This window comes from Sphingopyxis solisilvae (genome assembly GCF_015475875.1).
GTDB classification, from domain to species: Bacteria; Pseudomonadota; Alphaproteobacteria; order Sphingomonadales; family Sphingomonadaceae; genus Sphingopyxis; species Sphingopyxis solisilvae.
In genome coordinates this window covers 120,299-145,329 of record NZ_JADKYM010000001.1, presented here as the reverse complement: position 1 = coordinate 145,329, position 25,031 = coordinate 120,299, and the positions used below count along the sequence as shown (strand labels likewise).

Annotated in this window: 31 protein-coding genes, 1 tRNA gene and 1 other RNA gene; 16 read left to right on the top strand and 17 right to left on the bottom strand. The window is 64.4% G+C overall.

Going from position 1 to position 25,031, the window contains the following annotated elements; translation table 11 throughout:
* Positions 1-37: 37 nt before the first annotated feature.
* From IR187_RS00755 to IR187_RS00735, 5 genes are all read left to right on the top strand, one after another.
* On the top strand, positions 38-583 hold the full coding sequence (locus IR187_RS00755) for a hypothetical protein (RefSeq protein ID WP_194952797.1): 546 nt from the start codon (positions 38-40) through the stop codon (positions 581-583).
* 7 nt (positions 584-590) lie between these two features.
* The gene (locus IR187_RS00750) at positions 591-1,055 is read left to right on the top strand and encodes a phage holin family protein (RefSeq protein ID WP_194952796.1); all 465 of its coding nucleotides are present in this window, start codon (positions 591-593) and stop codon (positions 1,053-1,055) included.
* On the top strand, positions 1,039-1,434 hold the full coding sequence (locus IR187_RS00745; protein WP_194952795.1) for a hypothetical protein: 396 nt from the start codon (positions 1,039-1,041) through the stop codon (positions 1,432-1,434). The genes IR187_RS00750 and IR187_RS00745 overlap by 17 nt, the downstream gene beginning before the upstream one ends.
* Positions 1,418-1,771, top strand: coding sequence for a hypothetical protein (locus IR187_RS00740; RefSeq protein ID WP_194952794.1), 354 nt, complete (start codon positions 1,418-1,420; stop codon positions 1,769-1,771). Before IR187_RS00745 ends, IR187_RS00740 begins: the two co-directional genes overlap by 17 nt.
* Before the next feature lie 80 nt (positions 1,772-1,851).
* Positions 1,852-2,067 (top strand): DUF4170 domain-containing protein, encoded by a 216-nt coding sequence (locus IR187_RS00735; protein WP_194952793.1) that lies wholly within the window; start codon positions 1,852-1,854, stop codon positions 2,065-2,067.
* 119 nt (positions 2,068-2,186) lie between these two features.
* On the opposite strand, the gene IR187_RS00730 is transcribed toward IR187_RS00735, so the two are convergent.
* From IR187_RS00730 to IR187_RS00715, 4 genes are all read right to left on the bottom strand, one after another.
* Entirely contained in the window at positions 2,187-2,465 is a 279-nt protein-coding gene (locus IR187_RS00730) for an ETC complex I subunit (protein WP_194952792.1), read from the bottom strand.
* 70 nt (positions 2,466-2,535) lie between these two features.
* Positions 2,536-4,998 (bottom strand): ATP-dependent helicase HrpB, encoded by a 2,463-nt coding sequence (gene hrpB / locus IR187_RS00725; RefSeq protein WP_194952791.1) that lies wholly within the window; start codon positions 4,996-4,998, stop codon positions 2,536-2,538.
* Positions 4,998-5,384: a DUF1801 domain-containing protein gene (locus IR187_RS00720; RefSeq protein ID WP_228765427.1), complete on the bottom strand. Its 387-nt coding sequence runs from the start codon at positions 5,382-5,384 to the stop codon at positions 4,998-5,000. The genes hrpB and IR187_RS00720 overlap by 1 nt, the downstream gene beginning before the upstream one ends.
* A gap of 126 nt (positions 5,385-5,510) precedes the next feature.
* On the bottom strand, positions 5,511-6,524 hold the full coding sequence (locus IR187_RS00715) for a polyprenyl synthetase family protein (protein ID WP_194952790.1): 1,014 nt from the start codon (positions 6,522-6,524) through the stop codon (positions 5,511-5,513).
* 104 nt (positions 6,525-6,628) lie between these two features.
* Between IR187_RS00715 and IR187_RS00710 the strand changes: the two genes are divergently transcribed.
* Together IR187_RS00710 and IR187_RS00705 are read left to right on the top strand one after the other, a co-directional pair.
* Complete coding sequence (locus IR187_RS00710; protein WP_194953023.1) at positions 6,629-6,916, top strand: chorismate mutase; 288 nt, start codon at positions 6,629-6,631, stop codon at positions 6,914-6,916.
* A gap of 2 nt (positions 6,917-6,918) precedes the next feature.
* A complete protein-coding gene (locus IR187_RS00705; RefSeq protein ID WP_228765426.1) occupies positions 6,919-7,608 on the top strand; it encodes a glutathione S-transferase N-terminal domain-containing protein in 690 nt (229 codons plus the stop codon).
* 49 nt (positions 7,609-7,657) lie between these two features.
* Here IR187_RS00705 and IR187_RS00700 read toward each other — a convergent pair whose 3' ends face one another.
* The 11 genes from IR187_RS00700 to IR187_RS00650 form a co-directional block, all read right to left on the bottom strand.
* Entirely contained in the window at positions 7,658-8,962 is a 1,305-nt protein-coding gene (locus IR187_RS00700) for a sensor histidine kinase (RefSeq protein ID WP_194953021.1), read from the bottom strand.
* 108 nt (positions 8,963-9,070) lie between these two features.
* Positions 9,071-9,733, bottom strand: a complete 663-nt coding sequence (locus tag IR187_RS00695; RefSeq protein WP_194952789.1) for a response regulator transcription factor — start codon at positions 9,731-9,733, stop codon at positions 9,071-9,073.
* Positions 9,734-9,854: 121 nt separating this feature from the next.
* The gene (locus tag IR187_RS00690) at positions 9,855-10,163 is read right to left on the bottom strand and encodes a hypothetical protein (RefSeq protein ID WP_194952788.1); all 309 of its coding nucleotides are present in this window, start codon (positions 10,161-10,163) and stop codon (positions 9,855-9,857) included.
* Between the two features lie 88 nt (positions 10,164-10,251).
* Positions 10,252-10,326 (bottom strand) — tRNA-Val (locus IR187_RS00685).
* A gap of 160 nt (positions 10,327-10,486) precedes the next feature.
* Positions 10,487-10,759, bottom strand: a complete 273-nt coding sequence (locus IR187_RS00680) for an HU family DNA-binding protein (RefSeq protein ID WP_088441614.1) — start codon at positions 10,757-10,759, stop codon at positions 10,487-10,489.
* A 168-nt stretch (positions 10,760-10,927) separates the two neighbouring features.
* The gene (lon, locus tag IR187_RS00675; RefSeq protein ID WP_194952787.1) at positions 10,928-13,324 is read right to left on the bottom strand and encodes an endopeptidase La; all 2,397 of its coding nucleotides are present in this window, start codon (positions 13,322-13,324) and stop codon (positions 10,928-10,930) included.
* A 238-nt stretch (positions 13,325-13,562) separates the two neighbouring features.
* On the bottom strand, positions 13,563-13,898 hold the full coding sequence (locus IR187_RS00670) for a YbaB/EbfC family nucleoid-associated protein (RefSeq protein ID WP_194952786.1): 336 nt from the start codon (positions 13,896-13,898) through the stop codon (positions 13,563-13,565).
* Entirely contained in the window at positions 13,895-15,595 is a 1,701-nt protein-coding gene (locus IR187_RS00665; protein WP_194952785.1) for a DNA polymerase III subunit gamma/tau, read from the bottom strand. Before IR187_RS00665 ends, IR187_RS00670 begins: the two co-directional genes overlap by 4 nt.
* 43 nt (positions 15,596-15,638) lie before the next feature.
* An RNA gene (gene ffs / locus IR187_RS00660) (signal recognition particle sRNA small type) lies at positions 15,639-15,736 on the bottom strand.
* A 135-nt stretch (positions 15,737-15,871) separates the two neighbouring features.
* Positions 15,872-16,210 carry a 2Fe-2S iron-sulfur cluster-binding protein gene (locus IR187_RS00655; RefSeq protein ID WP_194952784.1) on the bottom strand — a complete coding sequence of 113 codons (339 nt, stop codon included), beginning with the start codon at positions 16,208-16,210 and terminating at the stop codon, positions 15,872-15,874.
* Complete coding sequence (locus IR187_RS00650) at positions 16,207-17,298, bottom strand: cysteine desulfurase family protein (protein ID WP_194952783.1); 1,092 nt, start codon at positions 17,296-17,298, stop codon at positions 16,207-16,209. The genes IR187_RS00655 and IR187_RS00650 overlap by 4 nt, the downstream gene beginning before the upstream one ends.
* A gap of 139 nt (positions 17,299-17,437) precedes the next feature.
* Between IR187_RS00650 and IR187_RS00645 the strand changes: the two genes are divergently transcribed.
* Complete coding sequence (locus IR187_RS00645) at positions 17,438-18,094, top strand: alpha/beta hydrolase (protein WP_194952782.1); 657 nt, start codon at positions 17,438-17,440, stop codon at positions 18,092-18,094.
* A 141-nt stretch (positions 18,095-18,235) separates the two neighbouring features.
* On the opposite strand, the gene IR187_RS00640 is transcribed toward IR187_RS00645, so the two are convergent.
* Positions 18,236-18,400 carry a hypothetical protein gene (locus tag IR187_RS00640; RefSeq protein ID WP_194952781.1) on the bottom strand — a complete coding sequence of 55 codons (165 nt, stop codon included), beginning with the start codon at positions 18,398-18,400 and terminating at the stop codon, positions 18,236-18,238.
* Between the two features lie 112 nt (positions 18,401-18,512).
* On the opposite strand from IR187_RS00640, the gene rpiB reads away from it, so the two are divergent.
* Genes rpiB through IR187_RS00610 form a run of 6 tightly spaced genes read left to right on the top strand, consistent with a single transcriptional unit; the run spans position 18,513 to position 21,949 of the window.
* Positions 18,513-18,965 (top strand): ribose 5-phosphate isomerase B, encoded by a 453-nt coding sequence (rpiB, locus tag IR187_RS00635; protein ID WP_194952780.1) that lies wholly within the window; start codon positions 18,513-18,515, stop codon positions 18,963-18,965.
* The gene (glyA, locus tag IR187_RS00630; RefSeq protein WP_194952779.1) at positions 18,962-20,269 is read left to right on the top strand and encodes a serine hydroxymethyltransferase; all 1,308 of its coding nucleotides are present in this window, start codon (positions 18,962-18,964) and stop codon (positions 20,267-20,269) included. Before rpiB ends, glyA begins: the two co-directional genes overlap by 4 nt.
* 4 nt (positions 20,270-20,273) lie before the next feature.
* Complete coding sequence (locus IR187_RS00625; protein WP_194952778.1) at positions 20,274-20,492, top strand: hypothetical protein; 219 nt, start codon at positions 20,274-20,276, stop codon at positions 20,490-20,492.
* A 3-nt stretch (positions 20,493-20,495) separates the two neighbouring features.
* Positions 20,496-20,963 carry a transcriptional regulator NrdR gene (gene nrdR / locus IR187_RS00620; protein ID WP_194952777.1) on the top strand — a complete coding sequence of 156 codons (468 nt, stop codon included), beginning with the start codon at positions 20,496-20,498 and terminating at the stop codon, positions 20,961-20,963.
* Complete coding sequence (locus IR187_RS00615; protein WP_194952776.1) at positions 20,960-21,688, top strand: RNA methyltransferase; 729 nt, start codon at positions 20,960-20,962, stop codon at positions 21,686-21,688. The genes nrdR and IR187_RS00615 overlap by 4 nt, the downstream gene beginning before the upstream one ends.
* Before the next feature lie 33 nt (positions 21,689-21,721).
* The gene (locus tag IR187_RS00610; protein ID WP_228765425.1) at positions 21,722-21,949 is read left to right on the top strand and encodes a hypothetical protein; all 228 of its coding nucleotides are present in this window, start codon (positions 21,722-21,724) and stop codon (positions 21,947-21,949) included.
* A 54-nt stretch (positions 21,950-22,003) separates the two neighbouring features.
* Here IR187_RS00610 and IR187_RS00605 read toward each other — a convergent pair whose 3' ends face one another.
* Positions 22,004-22,312, bottom strand: a complete 309-nt coding sequence (locus tag IR187_RS00605) for a chorismate mutase (protein ID WP_194952774.1) — start codon at positions 22,310-22,312, stop codon at positions 22,004-22,006.
* 214 nt (positions 22,313-22,526) lie between these two features.
* On the opposite strand from IR187_RS00605, the gene rpsD reads away from it, so the two are divergent.
* Together rpsD and IR187_RS00595 are read left to right on the top strand one after the other, a co-directional pair.
* Positions 22,527-23,138, top strand: a complete 612-nt coding sequence (gene rpsD / locus IR187_RS00600; RefSeq protein ID WP_120215975.1) for a 30S ribosomal protein S4 — start codon at positions 22,527-22,529, stop codon at positions 23,136-23,138.
* A gap of 117 nt (positions 23,139-23,255) precedes the next feature.
* Complete coding sequence (locus IR187_RS00595; protein WP_194952773.1) at positions 23,256-24,941, top strand: M28 family metallopeptidase; 1,686 nt, start codon at positions 23,256-23,258, stop codon at positions 24,939-24,941.
* The last annotated feature ends 90 nt before the right edge of the window (positions 24,942-25,031 follow it).

The window sequence follows — 25,031 nt, the reverse complement described above, 5'->3', positions numbered from 1 at the left end:
GGTGCGGCGCCCGACATAAGAAGAAGAGGACAACGCCATGGCCAAAGCCGCTACTCCTGCGACCAAGAAAGTCGCCGCTCCGCGACCGAAGGCGCCCGCGAAAGCCGCGGCGACCAAAGCTGCGCCTGCGCGCAAGCCCGCAAGCGTGAAGGACGCGAAAGATCATCCGATCCGCGACCAGATCGCGGTGACGCGCGACACGATCAAGGCCGAAGCGTCGAAAAAGGCGGCTTCGCTGAAGGAAGAAGCGGCAGCGCTGAAAAAGCAGGCGTCGGCATCGGCGCGCGACGCCGCGACCAAAGGCAAGGACAAGGCCGCCGAAGCGGTCGGCAGCCTCGCCAAGCTGCTCGAAGACAGCGCGGGTACTGTTGATACCAAGTTCGGTAAGCAATATGGCGATTATGCCCGTTCGGCGGCATCGACCGTGGCCGGGCTTGCCTCGACGCTGGACAAGAAGGATCTCGACGAGCTTGCCGCGTCGACCAAGGATATGGTCAAGAAGAACCCGGCAATTGCGGTTGGCGCCGCGACCGTGATCGGTTTCGTGCTCGCCCGGATGCTCAAGGGCGGCTCGAACGATTGACAAGGCCTTGCCCGCTGTTGATCCAAACACCCCGTCTGCGTCCGAAGAGCGTCATTTCGACGGGATAAGCCACGGCTATGCTCCCGACGGGCACCCGGTGGAACCGCCACCGGTGCCGCTCGACAAAATTGTCGGCGACGTCGTCGACAATTTGTCGGCGACGGCGCGGGCCGAACTGGCGCTGCTCGAAGCGCGCGGCGAACTGGCGCTGCACGGCGCCAGCCGCGCGGCGATCTGGGGCGGCGTAGCGGCGACCGCGCTGGGCATCGCGCTGCTGGCTTTGGCCTTCGGGGCGATCCTGGCCCTGGCTCCGCTTATCGGGCCGGTGCTTGCAACGGTGGTCGTGGTCAGCGCGCTGCTTGTGTTTGCGGGGATCGCGGCGTGGCGGGCACAGGTTCACTATGGCGATATCCGTACCGCGCTGCGGCGCGATCTGACGGGCGAAGGATTCGACGATGCCGCGGACACGTAACCGCCTGATCGCCGCCGCGCGGCGGTCGATGCTGCAGCGCGCCGAACTGCACCGGCGGCTGGATGTCGCCAAAGCGGCTTTCAAGCCCGGCGCGCTGGTGTCGCGCGGAAAATACCGGATCGGCGAAAAGATCGACGACGTTGCCATTGCGGCGCGGCAGGAGTTTCGCAACAATCGCCTGCCCATCGCGCTCGCCGCGGTGGCGGGGATGGCGTGGTTGCTGCGCGAGCCGATCAAGGAACATGCACCGCGGCTGACGCGGAAAATTCAGGAACTGGCGAATGCGATCACCGATCGCGTGCGCCCGGCCGACGAAACCGACGCCGATGACGGCGACTATAGCGAACCAGTGGAGAATGACGATGAAGCCGTTCAGTGAAACCGCCAGCGACGCACGGGCAAAAGCGAGTGAACTTGCCGAGAAAACCGCCGAAAATGCCCGACTGACCGCCGAGGCCGCAAAGGCGCGGATCCAGGTCGGCTATGGTCGAGCCCGTGCGGCCACCGGCGACCTGGCGGCCAAGGCCAGCGAACAGGCAGGCGTCGCTCGCGAGGCCGCGGGCGAAGTGTATGAAAAGGGCAAGGTTCAGGCGAAACGCGCGAACAGCAAGCTGAAAGAGGTGGCCGAGAAGCAGCCGATGGCGCTGGTTGCGGGCGCGGTGGCGATCGGCGCGCTGCTCGGCTCGCTGCTGCCGAAGGGCCGCAAGGACGATTGACCGGCTTGCCGTAGCGGCGCCGCGCTGTTAGGGGCCGCGCCTTCTCCCCTCCCCAGCGCCAGCCCGCAAGGAAAGCAGCCATGAGCAAATTGCATCTCGTGTTCGGTGGTCGTGTCAGCGATCCGCAGGGCACCGACTTTGTCGACCTCCACAACCTCGACGTCGTAGGTCTGTTCCCCGATTACAAGACCGCCGAAAAAGCATGGCGCGCCGCGGCGCAGCGCACCGTCGACGATGCCGAAATGAAATATGTGGTCGTGCATCTGCACAAGCTGTTGCAGCCGGACGCGGAATAAACCGAACGCGGAACAACAACGCGTCGTCATTGCAAGGAGCGAAGCGACGCGGCAATCCAGAGTGTGAGTAAACCGCTCTGGATTGCTTCGCTTCGCTCGCAATGACGAGGCGTCAGGTCTTACCGGAAATTGTCCGCGTAAGCCTGGATCTTCAACTTCCGCACCGGTGGTGCGACCACGTCGGCGTCAATGCCATTGCGGTCCGCATAAGCCACCGCTTCTTCCTGGGTGGCAAAGCCCAGCCGGATCTGGCGCCGCGTGTCGCCGCTGCCGGCCCAGCCCATCAGCGGATCGGGCTTCCGCGCTTCGGCAGGCGCAAATTCCAGGCTCCAGCGCTCGGTTCCGGCACGCCCCGACTGCATCGCATTCTTGGGCTTCTGGAAGATACGCGCTTTCATCGGGGCAGTCCTGTGTTGATTGGCTTGCCGCCGCCTTAGCGGTTTGGTGGCGCGACGAAAAGGGCCAACCTCAGGTGCCGTCGCGCCGCGCCTGTGCCGCCTTGGTCAGCAGGGTCGGACGGGCATTGGCAGGATCGTCGGGCCAGCTGTGCTTGGGATAACGGCCGCGCATCTCGCGCGCCACGTCGTGCCAGCTGCCGCCCCAGAAGCTGACGAGGTCGCGCGTCGTCTGGATCGGGCGGTGCGCGGGCGAGGTCAGCGCGAGGATCAGCGGCACCGGGGGGTCGCCGATTGTCGGGTGACGCGCCAGACCGAATAGTTCCTGCACCCGCACCGCAACCGTCGGCCCGCCATCGGCGCCGTAGTCGATCGGGTGGCGGCTACCCGCGGGGGTCGCATAATCGGCGGGCGCATGTTTTTCGAGCAGCTGTCGCGCCGACCAGTCGAGCAGCGCCATCAGCGCATCGGCGAGCTTGCGGTCACCGATGTCGCGCAGCCCGCGGCAGCCAGTGAGTAGCGGCGGCAGCCAGATGTCGAGGCTGTCGGCGAGCGCGCCGGTCGACAGCGTGTCTATGCCTGCGAAGGAGGCACGCTGGCGCAGCGCATGCGACAGCGGTCCCCAGCCGATCAGCCCGAGCCCCTTGTCGCGCACCGCCGCCAGCCGCAGCGCGATGTCCTCCTCGACATTGTCGCTGCGCCCCGCCTGCCCGCTGGTCAGCGCGATCGCGCCAAGCCGCCGTTCGCGGCGGTGATCGACGCGGTCGCTGGCGGCGTCATAGCTGCTCGCCGCGTGGGCGACGATGCGGTCGGCAAAAATCGCCTCGACCTCGGCCTGCTCGACCGGTGCCGCGGCGAGAATGCGGACCCCGGCGGCATGGCCCTGGGCATCGGCGATTGCCAGCCATTCGCTGCCCGCAAGCGGTTCGACCGGGTCGATGCGATAGGCGCGCCCGCCGACGCTCAGATATTCGCCGCGCTGCCCCGCGCGCTGGCGCGCAACGCGATCGGGCCACGCCGTGGCGATCCAGCCGCCGATCGAGCGCGGTGCGACGTCCTCGGTCCCCGCCGCCAGCTTGTCGACGATGTTCGCCAGCCGCCGTGCCAGCCGGACCGCGCCTTCGCTGCGGTCGCCGCGCTGCCCCCGCCAGCGTCCGAGCCGCGCCTCGACATCGACGCCGCGTCCGCCCAGCCCCGGTTCGGTGAGCAGCACCGCGAGGCGTCCGGCCATCTCCCCTTCCCCCGCGCGCGCCGCATCGAGCAGCATATGCGCGAGCGGCACCGGCAACGGGATCGCGGCAAGCGCCTTGCCGTGCGCCGTAATCCGCCCATCCTCGCCCAGCGCGCCGATCGCCTGCAAGCGCGCTTTCGCGTCAGCGATGGCAGCGGGCGATGGCGGGTCGAGCCAGCCCAATTGGCGCGGGTCGATGATGCCCCAACTGGCGCAGTCGAGCACCACGGGCATCAGGTCATTCTCGTGGATTTCGGGCGGATCGAACGGCGGCATCCCCGCGGTCGCCGCCGCCTCCCACAGCCGGTAGGCTACCCCCGGCCCCTGCCGCGCCGCACGTCCGGCGCGCTGGGTTGCCGATGCCTGGCTGGCGCGTTCGGTGACCAGCCGCGCAATCCCCGCCGCCTTGTCGAAGCGCGGCCGCCGCGACAGGCCCGCGTCGATGACAATGCGCACCCCGTCGATGGTCAGGCTGGTTTCGGCAATGCTCGTCGCGAGGATCAGCTTGCGCCCGCCATCGGGGTCGCGGACGAGCGCCTTGCGCTGCAACGCCGGGTCAATCTGGCCGTGGAGGCGGTGGACGACGAGCGGCAACCCGGCCGCCTCCACCGCCGCCGCGGCGCGCTCGATGTCGGCCGCGCCGGGCAGGAAAGCGAGCATGTCGCCATCCGGTTCATCCGCCATCGCCTGCCGCACCGCAACCAGCACGCTCGCTTCGAGCCGATCCTCGGCGCGACGGCCGATATGGCGCAGGTCGAGCGGGAATATTTTGCCCTCGCTGCGCACCACCGGCGCGTTGCCGAGCAGCGCGCCAAAGCGCGCGCCGTCGAGCGTCGCCGACATCGCGATCAGCCTCAGGTCGTCGCGCAGCCCTTGCTGGGCATCGATCGCCAGCGCGAGCGCGAAATCGCCGTCGAGGCTGCGTTCATGGACCTCGTCGAACAGCACCGCCGACATGCCGGTGAGTTCGGGATCGGCGAGGATGCGATTGCGGAAAAGCCCGGGGGTCATCACCAGCAGCCGCGTCGCCCCGGACTGCTTGCTGTCGAGCCGCGTCGCATAGCCGACCTTGCCGCCAACCGCCTCGCCCATCTCGTCGGCAATCCGCTCGGCGGCGGCGCGCGCCGCGAGGCGGCGGGGCGAGAGCAGCCAGACGGTGCCGCTGCACCACGGCTGGGCCAGCAAGGCGGGCGCGACGCGCGTCGTCTTGCCCGCCCCCGGCGGCGCCACCACCACCGCATTGGGTTTGAGCACGAGTGCTGCCATGATGTCGGGCAGAACCTGATCGATCGGCAGCGGGTGCATCAGGTGCGCGCCGCCGGGTTGCCAAGTTCGATGTTGAGCCGATGTGCCTCGACGGCCAAGCGGGCGACCTTTTCCGCGGTGACTCCGGTTGCTTCGGTCAACACCAGATTGCCGAGTTCATATTTACCGCTCGCCTTGATCCGCGGCTCAAGATTGCGCAGCCGCTTGCCGCGCCAGAAGCCGAGCAGGACGCGCTGTTCCTCAGCGCGGATCAGGATGCACGGGCCGTTCGCCATGAAGACGAGGTTGGCCCATTTGATTGCTTCTTCGAAGGGAGCGGCGTCAAGGATCGCGGTACGCATCATTTCGCAGCGCTCGCGCTGCCATCCCGAAAGCGCAGCGATGTAGGCATCTGGATTTGCCGCCGCTGGGCCCATCATCGCCATTTCGCCAGCTCCCCTTTTACCCTTCTTCGTGCCTTTGTGCCTTTGTGTGAAACCAGAAAAATCTCACACAAAGGCCCAAAGGCACGAAGAGAAAGACCGGAACCCGTTACGCGGGGATTTCCGAAATCAATAAGCCCGCGCGACCGCGAACGCGACCGCTTCGGTCAATGCCGATTTCGCCTGACTGGCGCGAAAGCCGCCGATCGCGTCCACCGCGCGCTGGCCGTAGTGGCGGGCACGCGCGAGCGTGTCGGCGATCGTGTCGTGCCGGTGCAGCAACGTCGTCGCATAGGCCAGGTCTTCATCCGACGTCCGATGCCCGACGATCGCTTGTTTCCAGAAATCGCGCTCGGCCTCGGTTCCGCGCGCATAGGCGAGAATGACGGGCAGCGTGACCTTGCCGTCGCGGAAGTCGTCGCCGACCCCCTTGCCCATGGTTTCGGCGTCAGAGACATAGTCGATCGCATCGTCGACGAGCTGGAACGCGATGCCCAAATTGCGGCCATAAGCGTCGAGCGCGGCTTCGGTCGCTTCGTCACGTTCGGCCACCACTGCGGCGATCTTGCACGCCGCAGCGAACAGCTCGGCGGTCTTGGCGTTGATGATCGCGAGATACTGGTCTTCGCTCGTTTCGATGCGGCGCTGCGCCGACAGCTGGTTGACCTCTCCCTCGGCGATCACCGCCGATGCACGCGACAGGATCTTGAGCACCTTGAGCGATCCGTCCTCGACCATCACCTCGAACGCGCGGCTGAACAGGAAATCGCCGACCAGTACCGACGCGCTATTGCCCCAGATAAGGTTCGCGGTCTTGCGCCCGCGGCGCAGGTCCGATTTGTCGACGACATCGTCGTGGAGGAGGGTCGCGGTGTGGATGAATTCGACCGCGGCGGCGAGCTTGCAATGACGGCGGCCCGGATAGTCGAGCAGGCGCCCGCAGGCGAGCGTCAGCATCGGCCGCATCCGTTTGCCGCCGCCCGCGATCAAATGGCCGGCAAGTTCGGGGATCAGCGGCACTTCGGACTGCATACGGTCGAGAATGACCGAATTCACCTCGTTCATATCGGCGGCGACAAGCGCCATCATCGGGTCGAGCGAGGGGGGCCGGTCGCCGTAGAGCTGGTGGATTTCGGCAGTCATGATGCGGCGAGCCTTGGCGGCGCGGCCGCGATTTTGCAATGACTTTCGGCTTGCATGACGCCCCCGCCCGGTGCCAAGCGTGCCGGGCACGAGAGGAGCCGCGCATGGACGACCAACTGAGCCATTACCGCCAGAGCATCGACAATATCGACGCGGCGCTGGTCTATATGCTCGCCGAACGGTTCAAGGTGACCAAGGCGGTCGGCGAGTTGAAGGCGCGCGAGGGCATGCCGCCTGCCGATCCCGGCCGCGAGGAGCGGCAGATCGAGCGGCTGCGCAGCCTGGCGCGCGACGCCGACCTGGACCCCGATTTTACCGAAAAGTTCCTGCGCTTCATCATCGACGAGGTGATCCGCCATCACCAGCAAGCCAAGCGCGAGCAGGACGCCTGACCATGAATCATCCCGTCTTTGCCAAATGGCCGGCGCAATATCCGGATCGGCTCCAGCTTTTCTCCGCGCCGACGCCGAACGGGGTCAAGGTCGGCATCATGCTCGGGGAGACCGGCCTCCCCTACGAACCGCACCGCATCGACATCATGGCGAACGAAAGCCATGACCCTGCATTTCTGGCGCTCAACCCGAACGGCAAGATCCCGGCGATCTACGACCCCGACGGCCCCGACGGCAAACCGCTGGCGCTTTTCGAGTCCGGCGCCATCCTGATCTATCTCGCCGACAAGACCGGCCAGCTGATCTCGTCCGACCCGGCAGCGCGCTATGAAACGATCCAGTGGGTGATGTGGCAGATGGGCGGCGTCGGACCGATGTTCGGACAGCTGGGTTTCTTCCACAAATTCGCCGGGCGGGAGTATGAGGACAAACGCCCGCGCGATCGCTATGCGGCGGAATCGGCGCGGCTGCTCGGCGTACTCGACGCACGGCTGGCGGAACGCGAATGGATCGTCGACGATGGTTACAGCATCGCCGACATCTCGCTGCTCGGCTGGATCCGCAATCTGATCGGCTTTTACGAAGCCGCCGAGATCGTCCGGTTCGCGCGCTTCGGAAATGTTCGTCGCTGGCTCGACGCCGGCCTGGCGCGCCCCGCGGTACAACGCGGATTGGACGTGACCGCGGCCTGAGCCGCGATGGCATTTGTGCCGGCCAACAGATAAGAAGGCCAGCGCTGCCCTACCCGGCCGGCAGCCGGAGCCGCACCAACAACCCGCCCAGATCCTCGCTTTCTTCGAGCACGATGCTGCCGCCATAAATTTCAGCGACGTCGCGCACGATCGCCAGGCCGAGGCCGGTTCCCGGTTTGCCGCTGTCGAGCCGGACGCCCCGATCGATGACGCGGGTGCGATCGGCGGGCGAAATCCCCGGGCCGTCGTCTTCGACGATGATTTCAGCCATCGGGTCGCTGCGCTGCACCGTCACAAACACGCTGCCTCCGCCGTATTTGGCGGCGTTTTCCAGCAAGTTGCCGATCAGATCGTCCAGGTCCTGCCGCTCGAGCCGCGCGATCAGTCGCCGGTCGCCCTCCGCATCCAGCCGGACATTCGGGTACAGCAGCCCGACGGCGCGCGAAACGCTTTCGACGCTGTCCCACACCGTTGCGCGCGCCTGCGCTGCGCCGCGCCGCCCAACGGCGCGCGCGCGTGCCAGATGATGCTCGACCTGCCGCTGCATCGTCGCGGCTTCGCGCCGCACCGTTTCGGCAAGGGGATTGGCCTGCCCGGTGGCACTGTTCACCAGCACCGTGAGCGGCGTTTTAAGTGCATGGGCGAGATTGCCCGCGTGGAGCCGTGCCTCCTCCGCCTGTTTTTCATTGTGCGCCAGCAACGCGTTGAGTTCGTCAACCATCGGCTGGACTTCGAGTGGCAACGGCGCGTCGACGCGGCGGTTTTCACCACCACGCATGGCGGCAATCGCCCGCCGGATATGGCGCAGCGGCCAGAGGCCATAAAAGGTCTGGAGCGCGGCCAGGATCAGCAGCCCGAGGCCAAGAAGCGCGAGGCTGGGGATCAGCGTCGCGCGAACCGCACCGACCTGGGTATCGAGCGCTTCGCGCGACTGGGCGATCTGGTAGCGCCAACTGACCTTGCTCCCGGGCAGAATGACGTTGCGCTCGAGAACCCGCAGCTCCTCGTCGGGAAACTGGTTGCTGTCATAAATGTGAATGTCATCGTCGACATGCGGCGCGGGCGCCTTCAGCGAGCGTTCCCACAGCGAACGCGAACGATAGGGTTCCTGACCGCCACCGCTTATCTGCCAGTAAAGGCCGCTGTAAGGCTCCAGAAAACGCTGATCGCCCAGCGGCTCGACCAGCCGTACCTCGCCGTCAGGCCCGATCTCCGACGAACGGATCATCGCGATCAGCACATATTCGAGGCTGGTGTCGAAATTGCGCGTGATCGCTCCCGTCAGCACCCGGTCGAGCGCCAGTCCGCCGCCGATCAGCAACACCGAAATCCACAGCGCCGCGATGGCGATCATGCGCCGCGCCAGCGAACCCGTGATGCGGCTTGTCAGCGCCGCAGGCCGCCCCGTCGCCGCATCCGGCGCTTTCATGTTCGCCGGGGCGTCGTCGGCATCGGCCATAGGTTATTGCGGGTCGTCGAGCTGGTAGCCGAGGCCGCGGATCGTTGTGATGATGTCGGCACCCAGCTTTTTGCGGATCCGCGTCACGAAAACTTCAATCGTGTTGGAATCGCGGTCGAAATCCTGATCGTAAATATGCTCGATCAGCTCGGTGCGCGACACCACCTTGCCCTTGTGGTGGAGCAGATATGACAGCAGCTTATATTCCTGCGCCGTCAACTTGACCGCCTCGCCGTCGAGCGTAACCCGCCCCGAGCGGGTGTCGAGGCGGACTTTGCCCGCAGTAAGTTCGCTCGATGCGTTGCCTGCGGCACGGCGGATCAGCGCGCGCAGGCGGGCGATCAGTTCCTCGGTCTGAAACGGCTTGGCCAGATAATCGTCCGCGCCGGCATCAAGTCCCGCAACCTTGTCCGACCAGCTGTCGCGCGCAGTAAGCACGAGCACCGGAAAGTTGCGCTTTTCCCGGCGCCACCGGTCGAGCACGGTCAAACCGTCGATTTCGGGCAGCCCGAGGTCAAGAATCGCGGCGTCGTAATTTTCGGTCGACCCCAGAAAGTGGCCGTCCTCGCCATCGGTCGCCAGATCGACGGCATAGCCGTTCGATTCCAGCGTCGCCTTTAACTGCGGCCCAAGCGTGGGCTCGTCTTCGACAATCAGGATCCGCATTCAGGCGCCTTTCTGTGGCCGACCGGACGAACCCGGTGGCATTTTTCAACTGTGTATCAAGTCCCGACGATCATCGCAAAATGTCGTTGCGCGGACCGGAAACGGACTTTCGGGAGATTGGTCAGGGTTTACGGCCAACGATGCGACCGGTGCGCGCGTCGACATAGACCACCACCACCTGGTTGCCGTCCATGAATTTCAGCGCATAGATCATCCGGTCCGCATCGAACTGCGGGCCGCCGAGATAGCTCATCTCGTTATAAGGCGGGCGGGCGCGCACTTCGGCAATCAGCCGGTTGAGCGGAATCACCTGCCCCTGCGCCGCTGCCTCGCGCAGATGGTCCTGGTCGCGATTGCCGCGCGCGGCCGCGGGCACGGCTACCGACAGCAGCAATGCGGATACAAGCGGGATGGTCAGGATGCGGATCATGGCCGTCTCTCTAATGCGCAGGCATTGAATAGGCGATGAATAGCCGGGTCAGCCAGGGTTATGTTTGTCGCCATGGCCGGGACCGCCATGGTGGGCGCGACAGGGATTGAACCTGTGACCCCACCCGTGTGAAGGGTGTGCTCTACCGCTGAGCTACGCGCCCGCCCGGCACCGGTCGATCGTCCGACGCCCGAAAGCCGGACGTCCATAGCCGCTGCCGCGATGATTGCAACGCCGATTTCGTCGAAACCGGCGGCCCGATGCAAATCAGGCCGCGGCTTTTCGCCACGGCCTGAAATTTCATCGCCCAAAGGACATGTCGATCAGTTGACGGCGTCCTTGAGCGCCTTGCCGGCCTTGAACTTCGGCTGGTTTGACGCTGCGATCGTCATCGTTTCGCCAGTGCGCGGATTGCGGCCGGTCGATGCCTTGCGCTTCGAAACGGCAAAGGTACCGAAACCAACGAGACGGACCTCTCCGCCCTTCTTGAGCGAGCCGGTGATCGCTTCGAACACGGCTTCGACAGCCTTGCTGGCATCACCCTTGGTCAGGCCGCTCGAGTCAGCGACGGCGGCGATCAGGTCTTGCTTGTTCATGCCTAAGGAACCCCTGTTTATGGTTGCTAAAATGATTCATGGACGCGCCATGGCGCGGTACTAACGCCGTTTGGCACCGCCTTGTCAAAGCAAAAAGGCAAGAAAACCGCCACTAAACGCCGAATATGCGACGAAAACCGGCTATTCGCCGTCGCCGGTCGCCAAAGCTCAGTGTCGAATCGCGGTTTCCGGATCGGTTCCGGGATGCAATGGCGGCGACGCGGCAAGCTCGTCTGCCTCGGTCCACTCGATCGGAACGACGGGACCGGCCAGTGCCTCGGCCAAAACCTGATCGACGTGACTGACCGGGATGATCTTCAGGTCGCGCGTGATATTCGCCGGGATCTCGACCAAATCCTTTTCATTGTCTTCCGGGATCAGCACCGTAGTGATGCCGCCGCGGAGCGCGGCCAACAGCTTTTCCTTCAGTCCGCCGATCGCCAGCACCCGGCCGCGCAGCGTCACTTCGCCGGTCATCGCGACATCCCTGCGCACCGCAATGCCGGTCAGGGTCGATATCATGGCGGTCACCATACCGATGCCGGCCGACGGGCCATCCTTGGGTACTGCACCTTCGGGCAAGTGGATATGGATGTCCTTGCGCGCGAACAGGCTGGGTTTGATCCCATAGGCAGGTGCCCGAGCCTTCACGAAGGACAGTGCCGCCTGTACCGACTCGGTCATCACCTCGCCCAGCTTGCCGGTGGTCTTGACCTGCCCCTTCCCCGACGCCGTGACCGCCTCGATCGTCAGCAATTCGCCGCCAACCTCGGTCCACGCCAGACCCGTCACCGCGCCGACCTGGTCCTCGCGATCGGACACACCGTGGCGGAACTTCCGGACACCGGAAAATTCGGCGAGATTCTCGGGTGTGATCGACACCTTTTCGGCCTTGCCTTCCAGAATCTTGCGCAATGCCTTGCGCGCCAGCCGGGCGATTTCGCGTTCGAGGGTGCGGACGCCTGCTTCGCGGGTGTAAAAACGAATCAGGTCGCGCAGTCCGTCCTCGGTCAGTTCGAACTCGCCTTCCTTCAGGCCATGGGCCTCGATCTGCTTGGCGATCAGGTGACGCTTGGCGATCTCGACCTTTTCGTCCTCGGTGTAACCCTCCAGCCGGATGATCTCCATACGATCAAGAAGCGGCTGCGGCAGATTCAGCGAGTTCGCCGTCGTCACGAACATGATGTCGCTGAGATCGACGTCGATTTCCAGATAATGGTCCTGAAACTTGCCGTTCTGTTCGGGATCAAGCACCTCGAGCAGCGCCGACGCCGGATCACCGCGGAAATCCTGACCCAGCTTGTCGATTTCGTCGAGCAGGAACAGCGGATTCATCGTGCCCGCCTTTTTCAGATTGGTGACAATCTTGCCCGGCAGCGAGCCAATATAGGTGCGGCGGTGGCCCCGGATTTCGGCTTCGTCGCGCACCCCGCCCAGCGACTGGCGGATAAACTCGCGCCCGGTCGCCTTGGCGATCGACTTGCCCAAGCTGGTCTTGCCCACACCCGGGGGACCGACGAGGCACAGGATCGGCCCCTTCAGCTTGTTGGTGCGCGCCTGCACCGCCAGATATTCGACGATGCGGTCCTTGACCTTTTCCAGCGCATAATGGTCGTCGTCGAGGATCGATTGCGCTTTGGCGATGTCCTTTTTCAGCTTGGACTTTTTGCCCCACGGCAGGCCGATCAACGTGTCGAGATAATTGCGCACCACCGTCGCTTCGGCCGACATCGGTGCCATCGCGCGCAGCTTTTTCATTTCCGCCTGCGCCTTGGCCTTGGCCTCTTTCGACATTTTCAGGCTGTCGATCTTGATCTGCAATTCGGCCAGATCGTCGCCGCCTTCGCCGTTGTCGTTGCCCAGCTCGCGCTGGATCGCCTTCAGCTGTTCGTTCAGATAATATTCGCGCTGGCTCTTTTCCATCTGCCGCTTCACGCGGCCGCGGATCTTCTTTTCGACCTGCAACACGCCGAGTTCGCCCTCCATGAAGGCGAACACCATCTCGAGCCGTTTCGATGGCGTGTCTTCGACCAGCAAAGCCTGCTTGTCGGCAACCTTGATATTGAGATTGCCCGCAACCGAGTCGGCGAGCCGCGAAGCATCCTCGATCTGCGACAGCTGCACCGCGGTTTCGGCGGGCATCTTCTTGTTGAGTTTGGCGTAATTTTCAAACTGGTCGACCACCGAACGCATCAGCGCCGCAGTATCGACGCTGTCGTCGACGGTGTCCGCCACCGGCTTGACGCTCGCCATCACCGCCTTGCCTTCGTCCGTCAAAGCCAGCAGCTTCGCGCGCTCTTTGCCTTCAACCAGCACGCGAACGGTGCCGTCGGGCAGCTTCAAAAGCTGGAGCACGGTGGCGATCACGCCGACGTCGTACAGATCGTCCCGCTGCGGATCGTCCTCGCCCGGGTCGAGTTGCGCGACGAGGAATATCTCCTTGTCGGATTCCATCGCGGTTTCCAGCGCAGCGACCGAACGGTCGCGCCCGACGAAAAGCGGCACGATCATGTGCGGAAAAACGACGATGTCACGTAGCGGCAGCAGAGGAAAAGATTGCGTCATCATGGCTCCTGGGCAGGCGCCACGACCGGACGCACTGCCCCTCTTATAGGGTGTTCATCGCTAATATGGCGTAACTTCGCGCGCATTCAATGTTGCTGCGGTAAACGGGAACAGAACGTCGCCCCCGCGGAGGGCGTTTCAGAATCACGCGCCTCTGAACGCGGCCGCCGTCGGGACAATCCTGCACCGCCGCGTAAACTGACCGCGGCCCCCGCCTTCGCGGGGGCGACGATATCAATCAAAACGGCAGCTTGAAGCCCGGGGGCAGCGGCAGGCCGCTGGTCATCTTGCCCATTTCCTCGTTGCTCGCCGCATCGGCCTTCTCGCGCGCGTCGTTGAACGCGGCCGCGAGCAGGTCTTCGAGCATCTGCTTGTCGGAGGGCACCATCAGGCTGTCGTCGATGTGGATCGCCTTGATCCGGCCCTTGGCCGACGCCTTGATCTTTACCAGTCCGCCGCCCGAAACGCCTTCGACCTCGACGCTGTCGAGCTTCGCCTGCGCCTCCTGCATCTGCGCCTGCACCGTGGCGGCAGCTTCCTGCGCCGCCTTCATCATTTCTTCGATCGATTTCATGGATTGGACTTATGGCGATTGTCTGCGGGCTCTTCAAGGCTGGCGTCGGGAAAGGCGGCGAGCGCAGCCTTCACCACCGGCAGTTCGCGAATGCGCGCGTCGTGGTCGGCAGCGGTCGCCGCGCGCACTTCGCCAAGGCTCGGGCGCGCTTCGCCCTCGCCTGCACGCACCTGCCAGCGACTGCCGGTTGCCGTCAGCAGCGCGTCCGCAAGTTCGCGGGAAAAGGACGCCGCGAGAGCCGGGACCGGCGCATAGACAATCTGCCCGGGCTCCAGCATCACCAGCCGGAGATGATCGAAAACATCGACGGCCAGCCGGTGATGACCGTTTGTTTCGAGCAGGTGGTGGATCTGGCTGATCGTGAGCGAGGCGGCAGCAGGACCTTCGGCGGGCGGTGATTCATCGATGGCGCCCACCGGTGCATCACCGTCTCCCGATGCCGGAATCGCCAGCGACGGTGTCGGCAGCCTTCCAGACTCCAGCAGTTTCGCCAGTTCGCCGGGATCGGGCATCGATGCGGCGTAGATCACCCGCAGCAGCAGCATTTCCAAATGCTCGAGCGGGTTGTTCGCGCGCAGCACTTCGTCGTGCCCCTTCAGCAACAGCTGCCAAAGCCGGTTCAACGGGGCAAAACCCAGCTTCTGTGCCCATTCGGCGATGCGTTCGCGGTCGGTCGACGCCAGCGCAGGATCGTCGTGGCGCGAAATCTTGGCCAGCGTGACGGCGTGCGTCAGGTCCATCAGCCCCCGCACCATCGCGACGGGCTCGATCCCCAGCGCATATTGCGCGCGCGCTAGGTCGATCGCGCCGCCCGCATCCCCATTCAGGATGGTCGCAAGCAGCTGCGTGATCGCCGTCCGGTCGGACAGTCCCAGCATCGTGCGAACCTGATCGGCACCGATCTTTCCGCCGCCATCAAGGTCGGCATGCGCGATCGCCTGGTCGAGGATCGACAGGCCGTCGCGCACCGACCCTTCGGCAGCATTGGCGATCAGCCAGATCGCGGGCGCCTCGGCCTCGACGCCCTCTTTCTGCAAAATCGAACTGAAATGCGCGAACAACATATCGGGAGTGATGCGGCGCAGGTCGAAACGCTGGCAGCGCGACAGTACCGTCACCGGTACCTTGTTCACTTCGGTCGTCGCGAACAGGAATTTGACGTGCGGCGGCGGCTCTTCCAGCGTTTTCAGCAGTGCGTTGAAGGCGTTACGCGACAACATGTGCACTTCGTCGATGATGTAGATTTTGTAGCGCGCCGACACCGCGGCATAGCGCACCGCTTCGATAATCTCGCGCACATCGTCGACGCCGGTGTTCGACGCGGCGTCCATTTCGATGACGTCGATATGGCGACCCTCGGTGATCGCGCGGCAAGGTTCACAGACGCCGCACGGATCGATCGTCGGGCCGCCCTGCCCGTCGGGACCGATGCAGTTGAGCGCCTTGGCGATCAGGCGCGCGGTCGACGTCTTGCCGACCCCGCGCACACCCGTCATCAGAAACGCGTGCGCCAGACGATCGCGTGCGATCGCATTGCCAAGCGTGCGCACCATCGCATCCTGCCCGATGAGTTCGGCGAAGGTTTGCGGACGATATTTGCGCGCGAGAACGCGGTACGGGCCGCTGGAAGCCTGCGGCTTCACCTCGGGCAGGTCCATCCCAAGCATCGTCGGTTCGTCATCGGCGGAATCGCTCATTGCCCCGTCTTAGGGGGCGGCTGCGCTCTTGTCGAAGGGGGAAATGGGTGGAAGCCGGAACGACCCGCGGCGAATTCGTTGCGGCTGCTTCCTTCCGGACCTGACCGGGTTGGCGAAGACCACGTCCGCCCGACTTCCGCGGCGCATATGGCGGGGGATGAAGGGAAATGCAAGTCAGCTGCCGCAGTCCGCGTCATTGCGAGCGAAGCGAAGCAATCCAGAGCGGCTTGTCACACTCTGGATTGCTTCGCTTCGCTCGCAATGACGAAATAGAGGTCAGCGCGGCCCCTGCATATTTCGGCTTTCGCCCGGGATGCACACGGTCAGCCCGTCCATCGCCTCGGTCAGCAATATCTGGCACGCGAGGCGGCTTGTCCGGCGCACCCCGGCGGCGAGGTCGAGCATATCCTCTTCCATCTCGGTCGCGGGCGGCAACCGCTCGAAATCCTCTTTGGCGACAATGACATGGCAGGTCGAGCAGGCCATCTGACCCTCGCACGTCCCCTCCAGCGGCATCAGATAAGCCTGCGCCACGTCGAGCAGGATGCTGCCCGGTTCCGCCTCCGCCTCGGTGCGCCCCTTGCCGTCGGCGTGAACGAAAGTGACGCGCATCAATTGACCCTTTGCAGCCGTGCCGCAGCCTTGATCGCTTCAAGGCCGTCGCGTAATTCCTGCTCGCTCGTATAACGCCCCCAGCCAAGGCGGATCGACGAGCGCGCGTCGGCCTCGCTCACCCCCATCGCGCGCAGCACATGGCTGACCTTGCCCGACCCGCTTCCGCAGGCGCTTCCCAGCGAGAAGGCGACGTTGCGGGCGTCGGACATCAGGCGCAGGCCGTTCACGCCCTCGCGCCGGATGTTGAGATTGCCGTGGTAGCGCGCGTCGACCGCGCCATTGATCGTCCATTCGGGCAGCATGTCGCGCGCCAGCGACCACAGCCGCTCGACATGCGCGGCGTCGCTGTCGAAGCGCTCGGCCGCGAGCGCCGCGGCGGCACCGAAACCCGCACAGAGCGCGGGCGAGACGGTGCCCGAGCGCATACCTTGTTCCTGCGCGCCGCCGAACATCAGCGGCGGCAGGTCGATGCCGTCGCGGATCCACAGCGCGCCGATACCCTTCGGCCCGTGAATCTTGTGCGCCGAGATCGCGATCAGGTCAGCGCCTTCGGGGATCGCGACGCGCCCGAATCCCTGCACCGCGTCGCAGAGCAGCAAGCTGTTCTTCGCATGCGCGGCGGCGGCGTATTCGGCCACCGGCTGGATCGTCCCGACCTCGTTATTGACCAGCATCGCTGCGACGATGCCATTTTCGGGGATCAGTGCGGGGTCGGGGGACAGCGCCACACCCGCGGCATCGACCGGCAGAATCATGGCGTGCAATCGCTCCAGACATTGCAGCGAAGCCGCATGTTCGATGCTGAGCCCCGCGACGCCGCCCGGCTTCGCTTCAGCGCCGCGCAGCAGCGCCCAGTTGAGCGCCTCGGTCGCGCCCGAGGTAAAAAAGACCCGACCGCCTTTGGGAAGCAACGCTGCGACCTGGTCGCGCGCAACCTCTACTGCCGCCGCTGCGGCGCGGCCGGCCTTGTGCGTGCTCGACGGATTCGCAAGACCGTCGCCTTCGCCCGGCCCGGCCAGCCAGCGCATCATCGCCTCGCGCGCTTCGAGAGCGAGCGGCGTAGTCGCTTGATAGTCAAGATAAATCATTCCGCGAGAGCGTCCTTGTTGCGAGCGATTCGCAAAAGTTGCAAGTTGCTACGCGTTTTCTATATAGGCGCCATCTTCGCTCCGCCACCCCGCCCGTCCGGCGAATCGGTGGCAAGCCTCAAGACATAAAGGTGCCTCCATGCCCGACGTGATTTTCCCCGGCCCCGAGGGCCGTATCGAAGGCCGTTTCTCGCCGCCGCCGCGCCCGCGCGCGCCGGTTGCGATGATCCTGCACCCGCATCCGCAGGGCGGCGGCACAATGAACGACCGCATCACGCAGGCGATGTACAAGAGCTTTGTCGCGCGCGGCTTTGCGGTGCTGCGCTTCAACTTCCGCGGCGTCGGGCGCAGCCAGGGCACGTTCGACAATGGCATCGGCGAACTTTCCGATGCCGCATCGGCGCTCGACTGGGTTCAGTCGATCCATCCCGAGGCGCAGACAACCTGGGTCGCAGGGTTCAGTTTTGGCGCGTGGATCGGTATGCAGTTGCTGATGCGCCGCCCCGAAATCCGTGGTTTCCTGTCGGTCGCGCCGCCGGCCAACATGTATGACTTCAGCTTCCTTGCCCCCTGCCCTTCGTCGGGCATCATCGTCGCGGGCGGGCAGGACGAGATCGTCCCGCCGTCAGCGGTGCAGAAGCTGGTCGACAAGCTGCGCACCCAAAAGGGCATCACGATCCATCACGACGAAATCCCGCGCGCGAACCATTTCTTCGAGCATGAACTCGACCAGCTGATGAAGTCGCTCGATAATTATCTGGATATGCGGCTGGCGCCGGATTCGCCGATCCGCTGATTCAAATATCCTCCCTGTGGCGAAGCCATAGGGAGGGGGACCGTCGCCGCAGGCGATGGTGGAGGGGCGACGACGGTGCGCCATGGCCCCTCCGTCAGCCCTGCGAGCTGCCACCTCCCCGCGGCTTCGCCACAGGGACGATTATTTCACGGGCACCAGCCACACCGCGACATTGGCGAACATCACGAGCGCCGCGACCAGCATCAACAGCGCGCGGCGCTTGTCGCCCATGCGAAAGACATAAGCAGCACCGCCGGTCAGGGCGACCCCGGTGAGCATCAGCACGGATATGACGGTATCGGACATGGCGCAGCTTTATCGGCCGCGTCACAAATTTGCCACCTCGCTTATGGCCAATCCATGCCGCTTCGCCTAAAGGCCGCTCATCGATTCCCTTGAGCTTGCGGGAGCCGCGCCGATGCGCATCGCTATTGCCTCTGACCATGCTGCCTATGAGCTGAAGGCGCTGCTCGCCGACTGGCTGCGCGCCGAAGGTCATGCGGTCGAAGATCTCGGCACCAACGGCCCCGACAGCGTCGATTATCCCGATTTCGGCTATGCGCTGGGACAGGTGATCGCCGAGGGCCGCGCCGAACGCGGCGTCGCGCTGTGCGGATCGGGAATCGGCATCTCGATCTCGGTCAACCGCAATCCCGCGGCGCGCTGTGCACTCGTGTCCGAACCGCTTTCTGCCAAGCTGGCGCGCGAACATAATAACGCCAACGTCATCGCGATGGGCGCGCGCCTGACTGGCATCGATATGGCCAAGGCGTGCCTTGACGCCTTTCTGACCACCGATTTCGCTGGCGACCGCCACGCGCGCCGCGTCGACAAACTGTCCAATCCGCCCCAACTGGAGACCAGCCGATGACCACAGACACGCTCGACAAGCCTATCAAATCGGCCGGTTATTTTGTTGACGGGGTGGCCACCGTCGATCCCGCCGTTGCGGCCGCGATGAAGCATGAGCTGGAACGCGAGCAATATCAGATCGAACTGATCGCCTCGGAGAATATCGTCAGCAAGGCGGTGCTCGAAGCGCAGGGCAGCGTCTTCACCAACAAATATGCCGAAGGCTATCCGGGCCGTCGCTATTATCAAGGCTGCGCTCCGTCGGACGAGGTCGAAACGCTGGCGATCGACCGCGCCAAGCAGCTGTTTGACTGCGGCTATGCCAACGTCCAGCCGCATTCGGGGGCGCAGGCGAACGGCGCGGTGATGCTCGCGCTGACCAAACCCGGCGCGACGATCCTGGGCATGAGCCTCGACGCCGGTGGCCACCTGACCCACGGCGCCCCGCCCGCCATGTCGGGCAAATGGTTCAACGCGGTGCAATATGGCGTGCGCGCTGACGATCATCTCGTCGATTTCGACCAGGTCGAGGCGCTGGCCAAGGAGCATCGCCCTGCCCTGATCATCGCGGGCGGTTCGGCCTATCCGCGCACACTCGACTTTGCGCGATTCCGGGCGATTGCCGATGATGTCGGCGCGCTGCTGATGGTCGACATGGCGCACTTCGCCGGGCTGGTCGCCGGGGGTGTCCACCCTTCGCCGCTCCCGCACGCGCATGTCGTCACCACGACGACGCACAAGACGCTGCGCGGCCCGCGCGGCGGCATGATCCTGACCAATGACGAAGCGATCGCCAAGCGGATCAACTCGGCGGTCTTCCCGGGGCTACAGGGCGGCCCGCTGATGCATGTCATCGCCGCCAAAGCCGTCGCCTTTGGCGAAGCGCTGCGCCCGGATTTCAAGGACTATGCGAAAGCGACTGTCGCCAACGCGCAGGCTCTGGCCGGTCGGCTGAAAGCGCGCGGTGCCGACGTCGTCGCGGGCGGCACCGATACGCACCTTGCCCTCATCGACCTGCGCCCGCTCGGCGTCACCGGCCGCGATGCCGACGAGGCGCTCGAGCGCTCGGCGATCACCTGCAACAAAAACGGCATCCCCTTCGATCCGCTGCCGCCGGTCAAGACCAGCGGCATCCGCGTCGGCTCGCCCGCAGGAACCACGCGCGGTTTCGGCATCACCGAGTTCGAGGAAATCGGCGATATGGTTGCCGACGTGCTTGAGGCACTCCGCGACAAGGGCGAGCATGGTGACGCCGATGTCGAGGCTGACGTGCGCAAACGCGTCCGCGCGCTGTGCGAGCGCTTCCCAATCTATCAGGGTTGAGATCATGGCACGGCAAAGTCCCGAGGAGCCGACGCTCGTCGAACTGACGATCGAAGAGGTCAAAGCGATGGGTAAGGAGGGGATGAAGCATCCCTCGACACCCACCGTGCTGACCGGCGGGGCCATCGGCGCGGTTGCCGGGGCGGTGCTGCCCGTGATCAGCTGGCCCGTCGGGCTGCTCGCTGGCGCCGCTATCGCGCTCTACACACGGGTGAAACGCTGACCGATGCGTTGCCCCTATTGCGGACATGAAGACAGCCAGGTGAAGGACAGCCGTCCGACCGAGGACGGCGCCGCGATCCGCCGCCGGCGTCAGTGCGAGGATTGCGGCGCGCGCTTCACAACCTTTGAACGGATCCAGTTGCGCGAAGTCGCGGTTTTGAAAGCCGGCGGTGGCCGCGAGCCGTTCGATCGTGAAAAATTGATGCGCAGCGTTCAGATCGCATGCCGCAAGCGACCGATCGACGGCGCGCGGATCGAGCGGCTGGTGTCGGGCATCCAGCGTCAACTCGAAACCTCCGGCGATAACGAAGTCCAGGCGCAGCAGATCGGCGCGATGGTGATGGAAGCACTCAAGGGCTTCGACAATGTCGCCTATATCCGCTTCGCCAGTGTCTATCGTGACTTCACCGAAGCCAAGGATTTCGAGGAGTTCGCCTCGACAATCACCGAGGCAGCGCGGCCCGCAAAATGAGCGCGGCCGCCCCGCCTCCGGTCATTGTGCTCGTCCGTCCGCAGCTTGGCGAAAATATCGGCAAGGCGGCGCGGGCGATGCTGAACTTTGCGCTGACCGACCTGCGCCTGGTAGCGCCACGTGACGGTTGGCCCAACCCGGACGCCGGGCCTGCTGCCGCAGGCGCCGACATCGTGCTTGCGAACGCGACGGTCTTTGACACGCTGGCCGATGCGGTGGCGGACTGCACCACCATTTATGCTACGACGGTACGCAAGCGCGGAGTCACCAAACCCGTGCTGACCCCCGAGGCCGCTGCGCGGGAGGTCCATGCCAGTGATACGCGTTCGGCCTATATTTTCGGCGCCGAGCGTTCAGGGCTGGAAACCGACGATGTCGCGCTCGCGCACAATATCGTTACCGTTCCGATCAATCCCGATTTCGGATCGCTCAACCTGGCGCAAGCGGTGATTCTGCTCGCCTATGAATGGTCAAAAGGCCGGGCGCTGGCGCAGCCGCCAGAGGTGCCGCTCGATCCGCCCGCGCCGCATGGCGAGCTTGAAGGACTGATCGACCATCTCGTCCGCGATCTTGATGCGAACGGCTATTTCTTCCCACCCGATCGCCGGACGATGACGCTCCGAACGCTGCGCACAACGCTCACCAAAACCGGCTGGTCGCATAATGATATCAGAATGATGCGTGGGATCATCACCGCTCTTGGCAGAAAGCCGCGGACGCGATAACAGGCGCTTCCCCTCCCTGGAGTTCGATCGTCCATGCTTACCTTGATGATGTCGCTGGCCCTTTCCGCAGCGACGACCGAAGCCCCCGTTACGCAGCCGACTACCGAGACCGCTGCCAAGCCCGAAAAGACCAAACCCAAGCTGATCTGCCGCCGGATCGCCGACACAGGCAGCCGTCTTCCCGAACGGGAATGCCGCACCCAGGAAAGCTGGGACCGTCAGGCCGATACCACCAGCCAACAGCTGAAGGGCGCCAAGTAAACGGACTCGCCGTTGCAGCCAAGGCTGCGGAGGCGGTGCCAAACCGGCCTTGCGCTATGCGCGAATGCGCGTCCAGGCCGCCCCTTCATAGGCGATCGACTGCTCAACCAGCTCATCCCATATTGCCTTTACCCGCTCGGGCGGTAGCCCTGCCAGTTCGGCTTCGCGCGCAACATTGTCCAGCACCTGCGCCTTGCGCGCCTCGTTGCGCACCGCGCCCTTGTCGGTTTTGATCCGCGCTGCGGCATCCATATAGGCAAATCGCCGCACCAGCAGTGCGACAAGTTCGCGGTCGATGTGGTCGACCCCGGCGCGCACGTCGATCATTGTTTCACAATGTTCGGGGAGTTTGATGTCAGTCATGGAGCGAGCGTTTAGCGGAATTTCATGGGCTGTCGAGGCACCAGTGCACAAGCGATGCGGCGCGCTTGACTTTGCACCGCCCCCCGGCTAACCGCGCGCCTTCGCAATGGACCCCGCACCCCGGTGAAGCGGCGGTCGCATATGGCTCGGCCCATATGGTGCGACCCGGGAACCCGCCGAAATCCTTCGGCACCAGAGCATATTGGAGACAACAATGTCGAAGCGCCAGAGCGCCAAGTATAAACTCGACCGCCGGATGGGCGAAAACATCTGGGGTCGCCCGAAAAGCCCGGTCAACCGCCGCGAATATGGCCCCGGCCAGCACGGCCAGCGCCGCAAGGGCAAGGTGTCTGACTTCGGCATCCAGCTGCGCGCGAAGCAGAAGCTGAAGGGCTATTACGGCGACATCACCGAAAAGCAGTTCAAGAAGAATTATTTCGAAGCCAGCCGCATGAAGGGCGACACCGGTCAGAACCTGATCGGTCTGCTCGAACGCCGCCTCGACGCCGTCGTCTATCGCTCGAAGTTCACCCCGACGATCTTCTCGGCCCGCCAGCTGGTCAGCCATGGTCACGTCTATGTGAACGGTGTGAAGTGCAACGTCGCCAGCCGCCTGGTGAAGCCGGGTGACGAAATCACCCTGGGCAAGAAGGCACAGGAAATGGCGCTGGTCGCCGAAGCGCAGAGCCTGCCCGAGCGCGACCTGCCCGAATATCTGGCCGTCGATGGCACCAAGACGACCTACGTCCGCGTCCCAACGCTCGACGAAGTGCCCTATCCGGTGAAGATGGAACCCAATCTGGTCGTCGAATTCTATTCGCGCTGATCCGGTTTTCACCGAAACGAATTCATCAAGGGCGGTCCGCAAGGGCCGCCCTTCTTGCATGCGCGCGTCCCGGCTGGCACAAGCCGGTTCATCACGAACAAGCCCCAAGGATATGACATGCTTCGTTTTCCCCGAACGACCGCAGCGCTCGCGCTTCTGTTGACCGTTGCCGCGTGCAATGCGTCCGACAAGAACGCCACGTCGCAGGTCGCAATCCCCGACGTCGAAATTCCCGAACTGTCGCTCGCAACGATGCAAGAAGTCACGAAGGAGCTGTCGCTCGATGCCTATGAAGGCCGCGCGCCCGGCACCGCCGGTGAAGAAAAGACCGTTGCCTATCTGATCAAGAAATTCACCGAAGCGGGACTGGAACCCGGCAACAACGGCAGCTGGACGCAGGATGTCCCGCTGGTCGAGATCACCGCGAAGAACGCGACCCCGCTGACCTTCACCGGCGGCAAGGCACCGGTGACGTTGCAATATGGCACCGACTATGTCGCGGGCAGCTATCGCGTCCAGCCCAAGAGCGCGGTCAAGGACAGCGACGTCGTGTTCGTCGGCTATGGCATCAATGCCCCCGAAAAGGGCTGGAACGATTATGCCGGGCTCGATGTGAAGGGCAAGACCGTCGTCATTCTGGTCAACGACCCCGACTGGCAGGCCGCCGAGGCCAAAGGCGAATTCAACGGCCGCGCGATGACCTATTATGGTCGCTGGACCTACAAATATGAAGAAGCCGCGCGGCAGGGCGCCGCTGCGGCGCTGATCGTCCACGACACCGAACCGGCGGCCTATGGCTGGAACGTCGTCGAATCGAGCTGGACGGGCACGCAGTATCTCGCCGACAGCAAGGACGGCGGCGCGAGCCAGACCGTCGCCAACGGCTGGATCCAGTTGCCCAAGGCGAAGGAATTGTTCGCGAGCGCCGGACAGGATTTCGACGCGCTGCGCGATGCGGCGAAGAAGAAGGGCTTTAAGCCAGTCGCGCTGACCGGGGTCAAAGCATCGCTCGCGTTCGACAATGAGATCTCGAAGAAAATGTCGCGCAACGTTATCGGCGTGCTGCCGGGGGCCAAGCGCCCTGACGAATATGTCCTTTACACCGGCCATTGGGACCATTTGGGCCGCTGTACCCCCGTCGATGGAGACGACATCTGCAACGGCGCGGTCGATAATGCGACCGGCATCGCTGGTCTCGTGACGCTGGCACAAGCGTTCAAGCAGGTTGGCGCACCCGACCGCAGCATCGTGTTCCTGGCGGTCACCGCCGAGGAATCGGGGCTGCTCGGATCGAAATATTATGCCGAAAACCCGGTGTTCCCGCTGTCGCAGACCGTTGGCGGAGTGAATATGGACGCGCTCAACTCGGTCGGCCCGGCCAAGGACATCGTGGTTGTCGGCGGCGGCAAGTCCGAGCTCGACGCCTATGTCGAAAAACTCGCCAGGATGGCGGGCCGCACGGTCAAGCCCGAACCGACCCCCGAAAAGGGCTTCTACTATCGTTCGGATCACTTCAGCTTTGCGAAGCTGGGTGTGCCGATGTTCAATTTCGGCAGCGGCGACGATCTGGTCGAGGGCGGGATCGAAGCCGGTGAGAAGGCCGCCGCGGATTATGAAACGAACCGCTATCACGCGCCGGGCGACGAATATGAGGCGATCACCAACTGGGAAGGGATGATGGCCGACCTGCGCCTTTATTATGCCGCAGGCCGGATGCTGGCGATGACCGAGGCGTGGCCGAACTGGGTCGAAGGCGACGAATTCCGCGCCGCCCGCGACAAGTCGCGCAGCGCTGCGAAATAAGGCATCGTCATTGCGAGCGAAGCGAAGCAATCCAGAGCGGTTTAGGCCGCGCTGGATTGCCGCGTCGCCTTCGGCTCCTCGCAATGACGA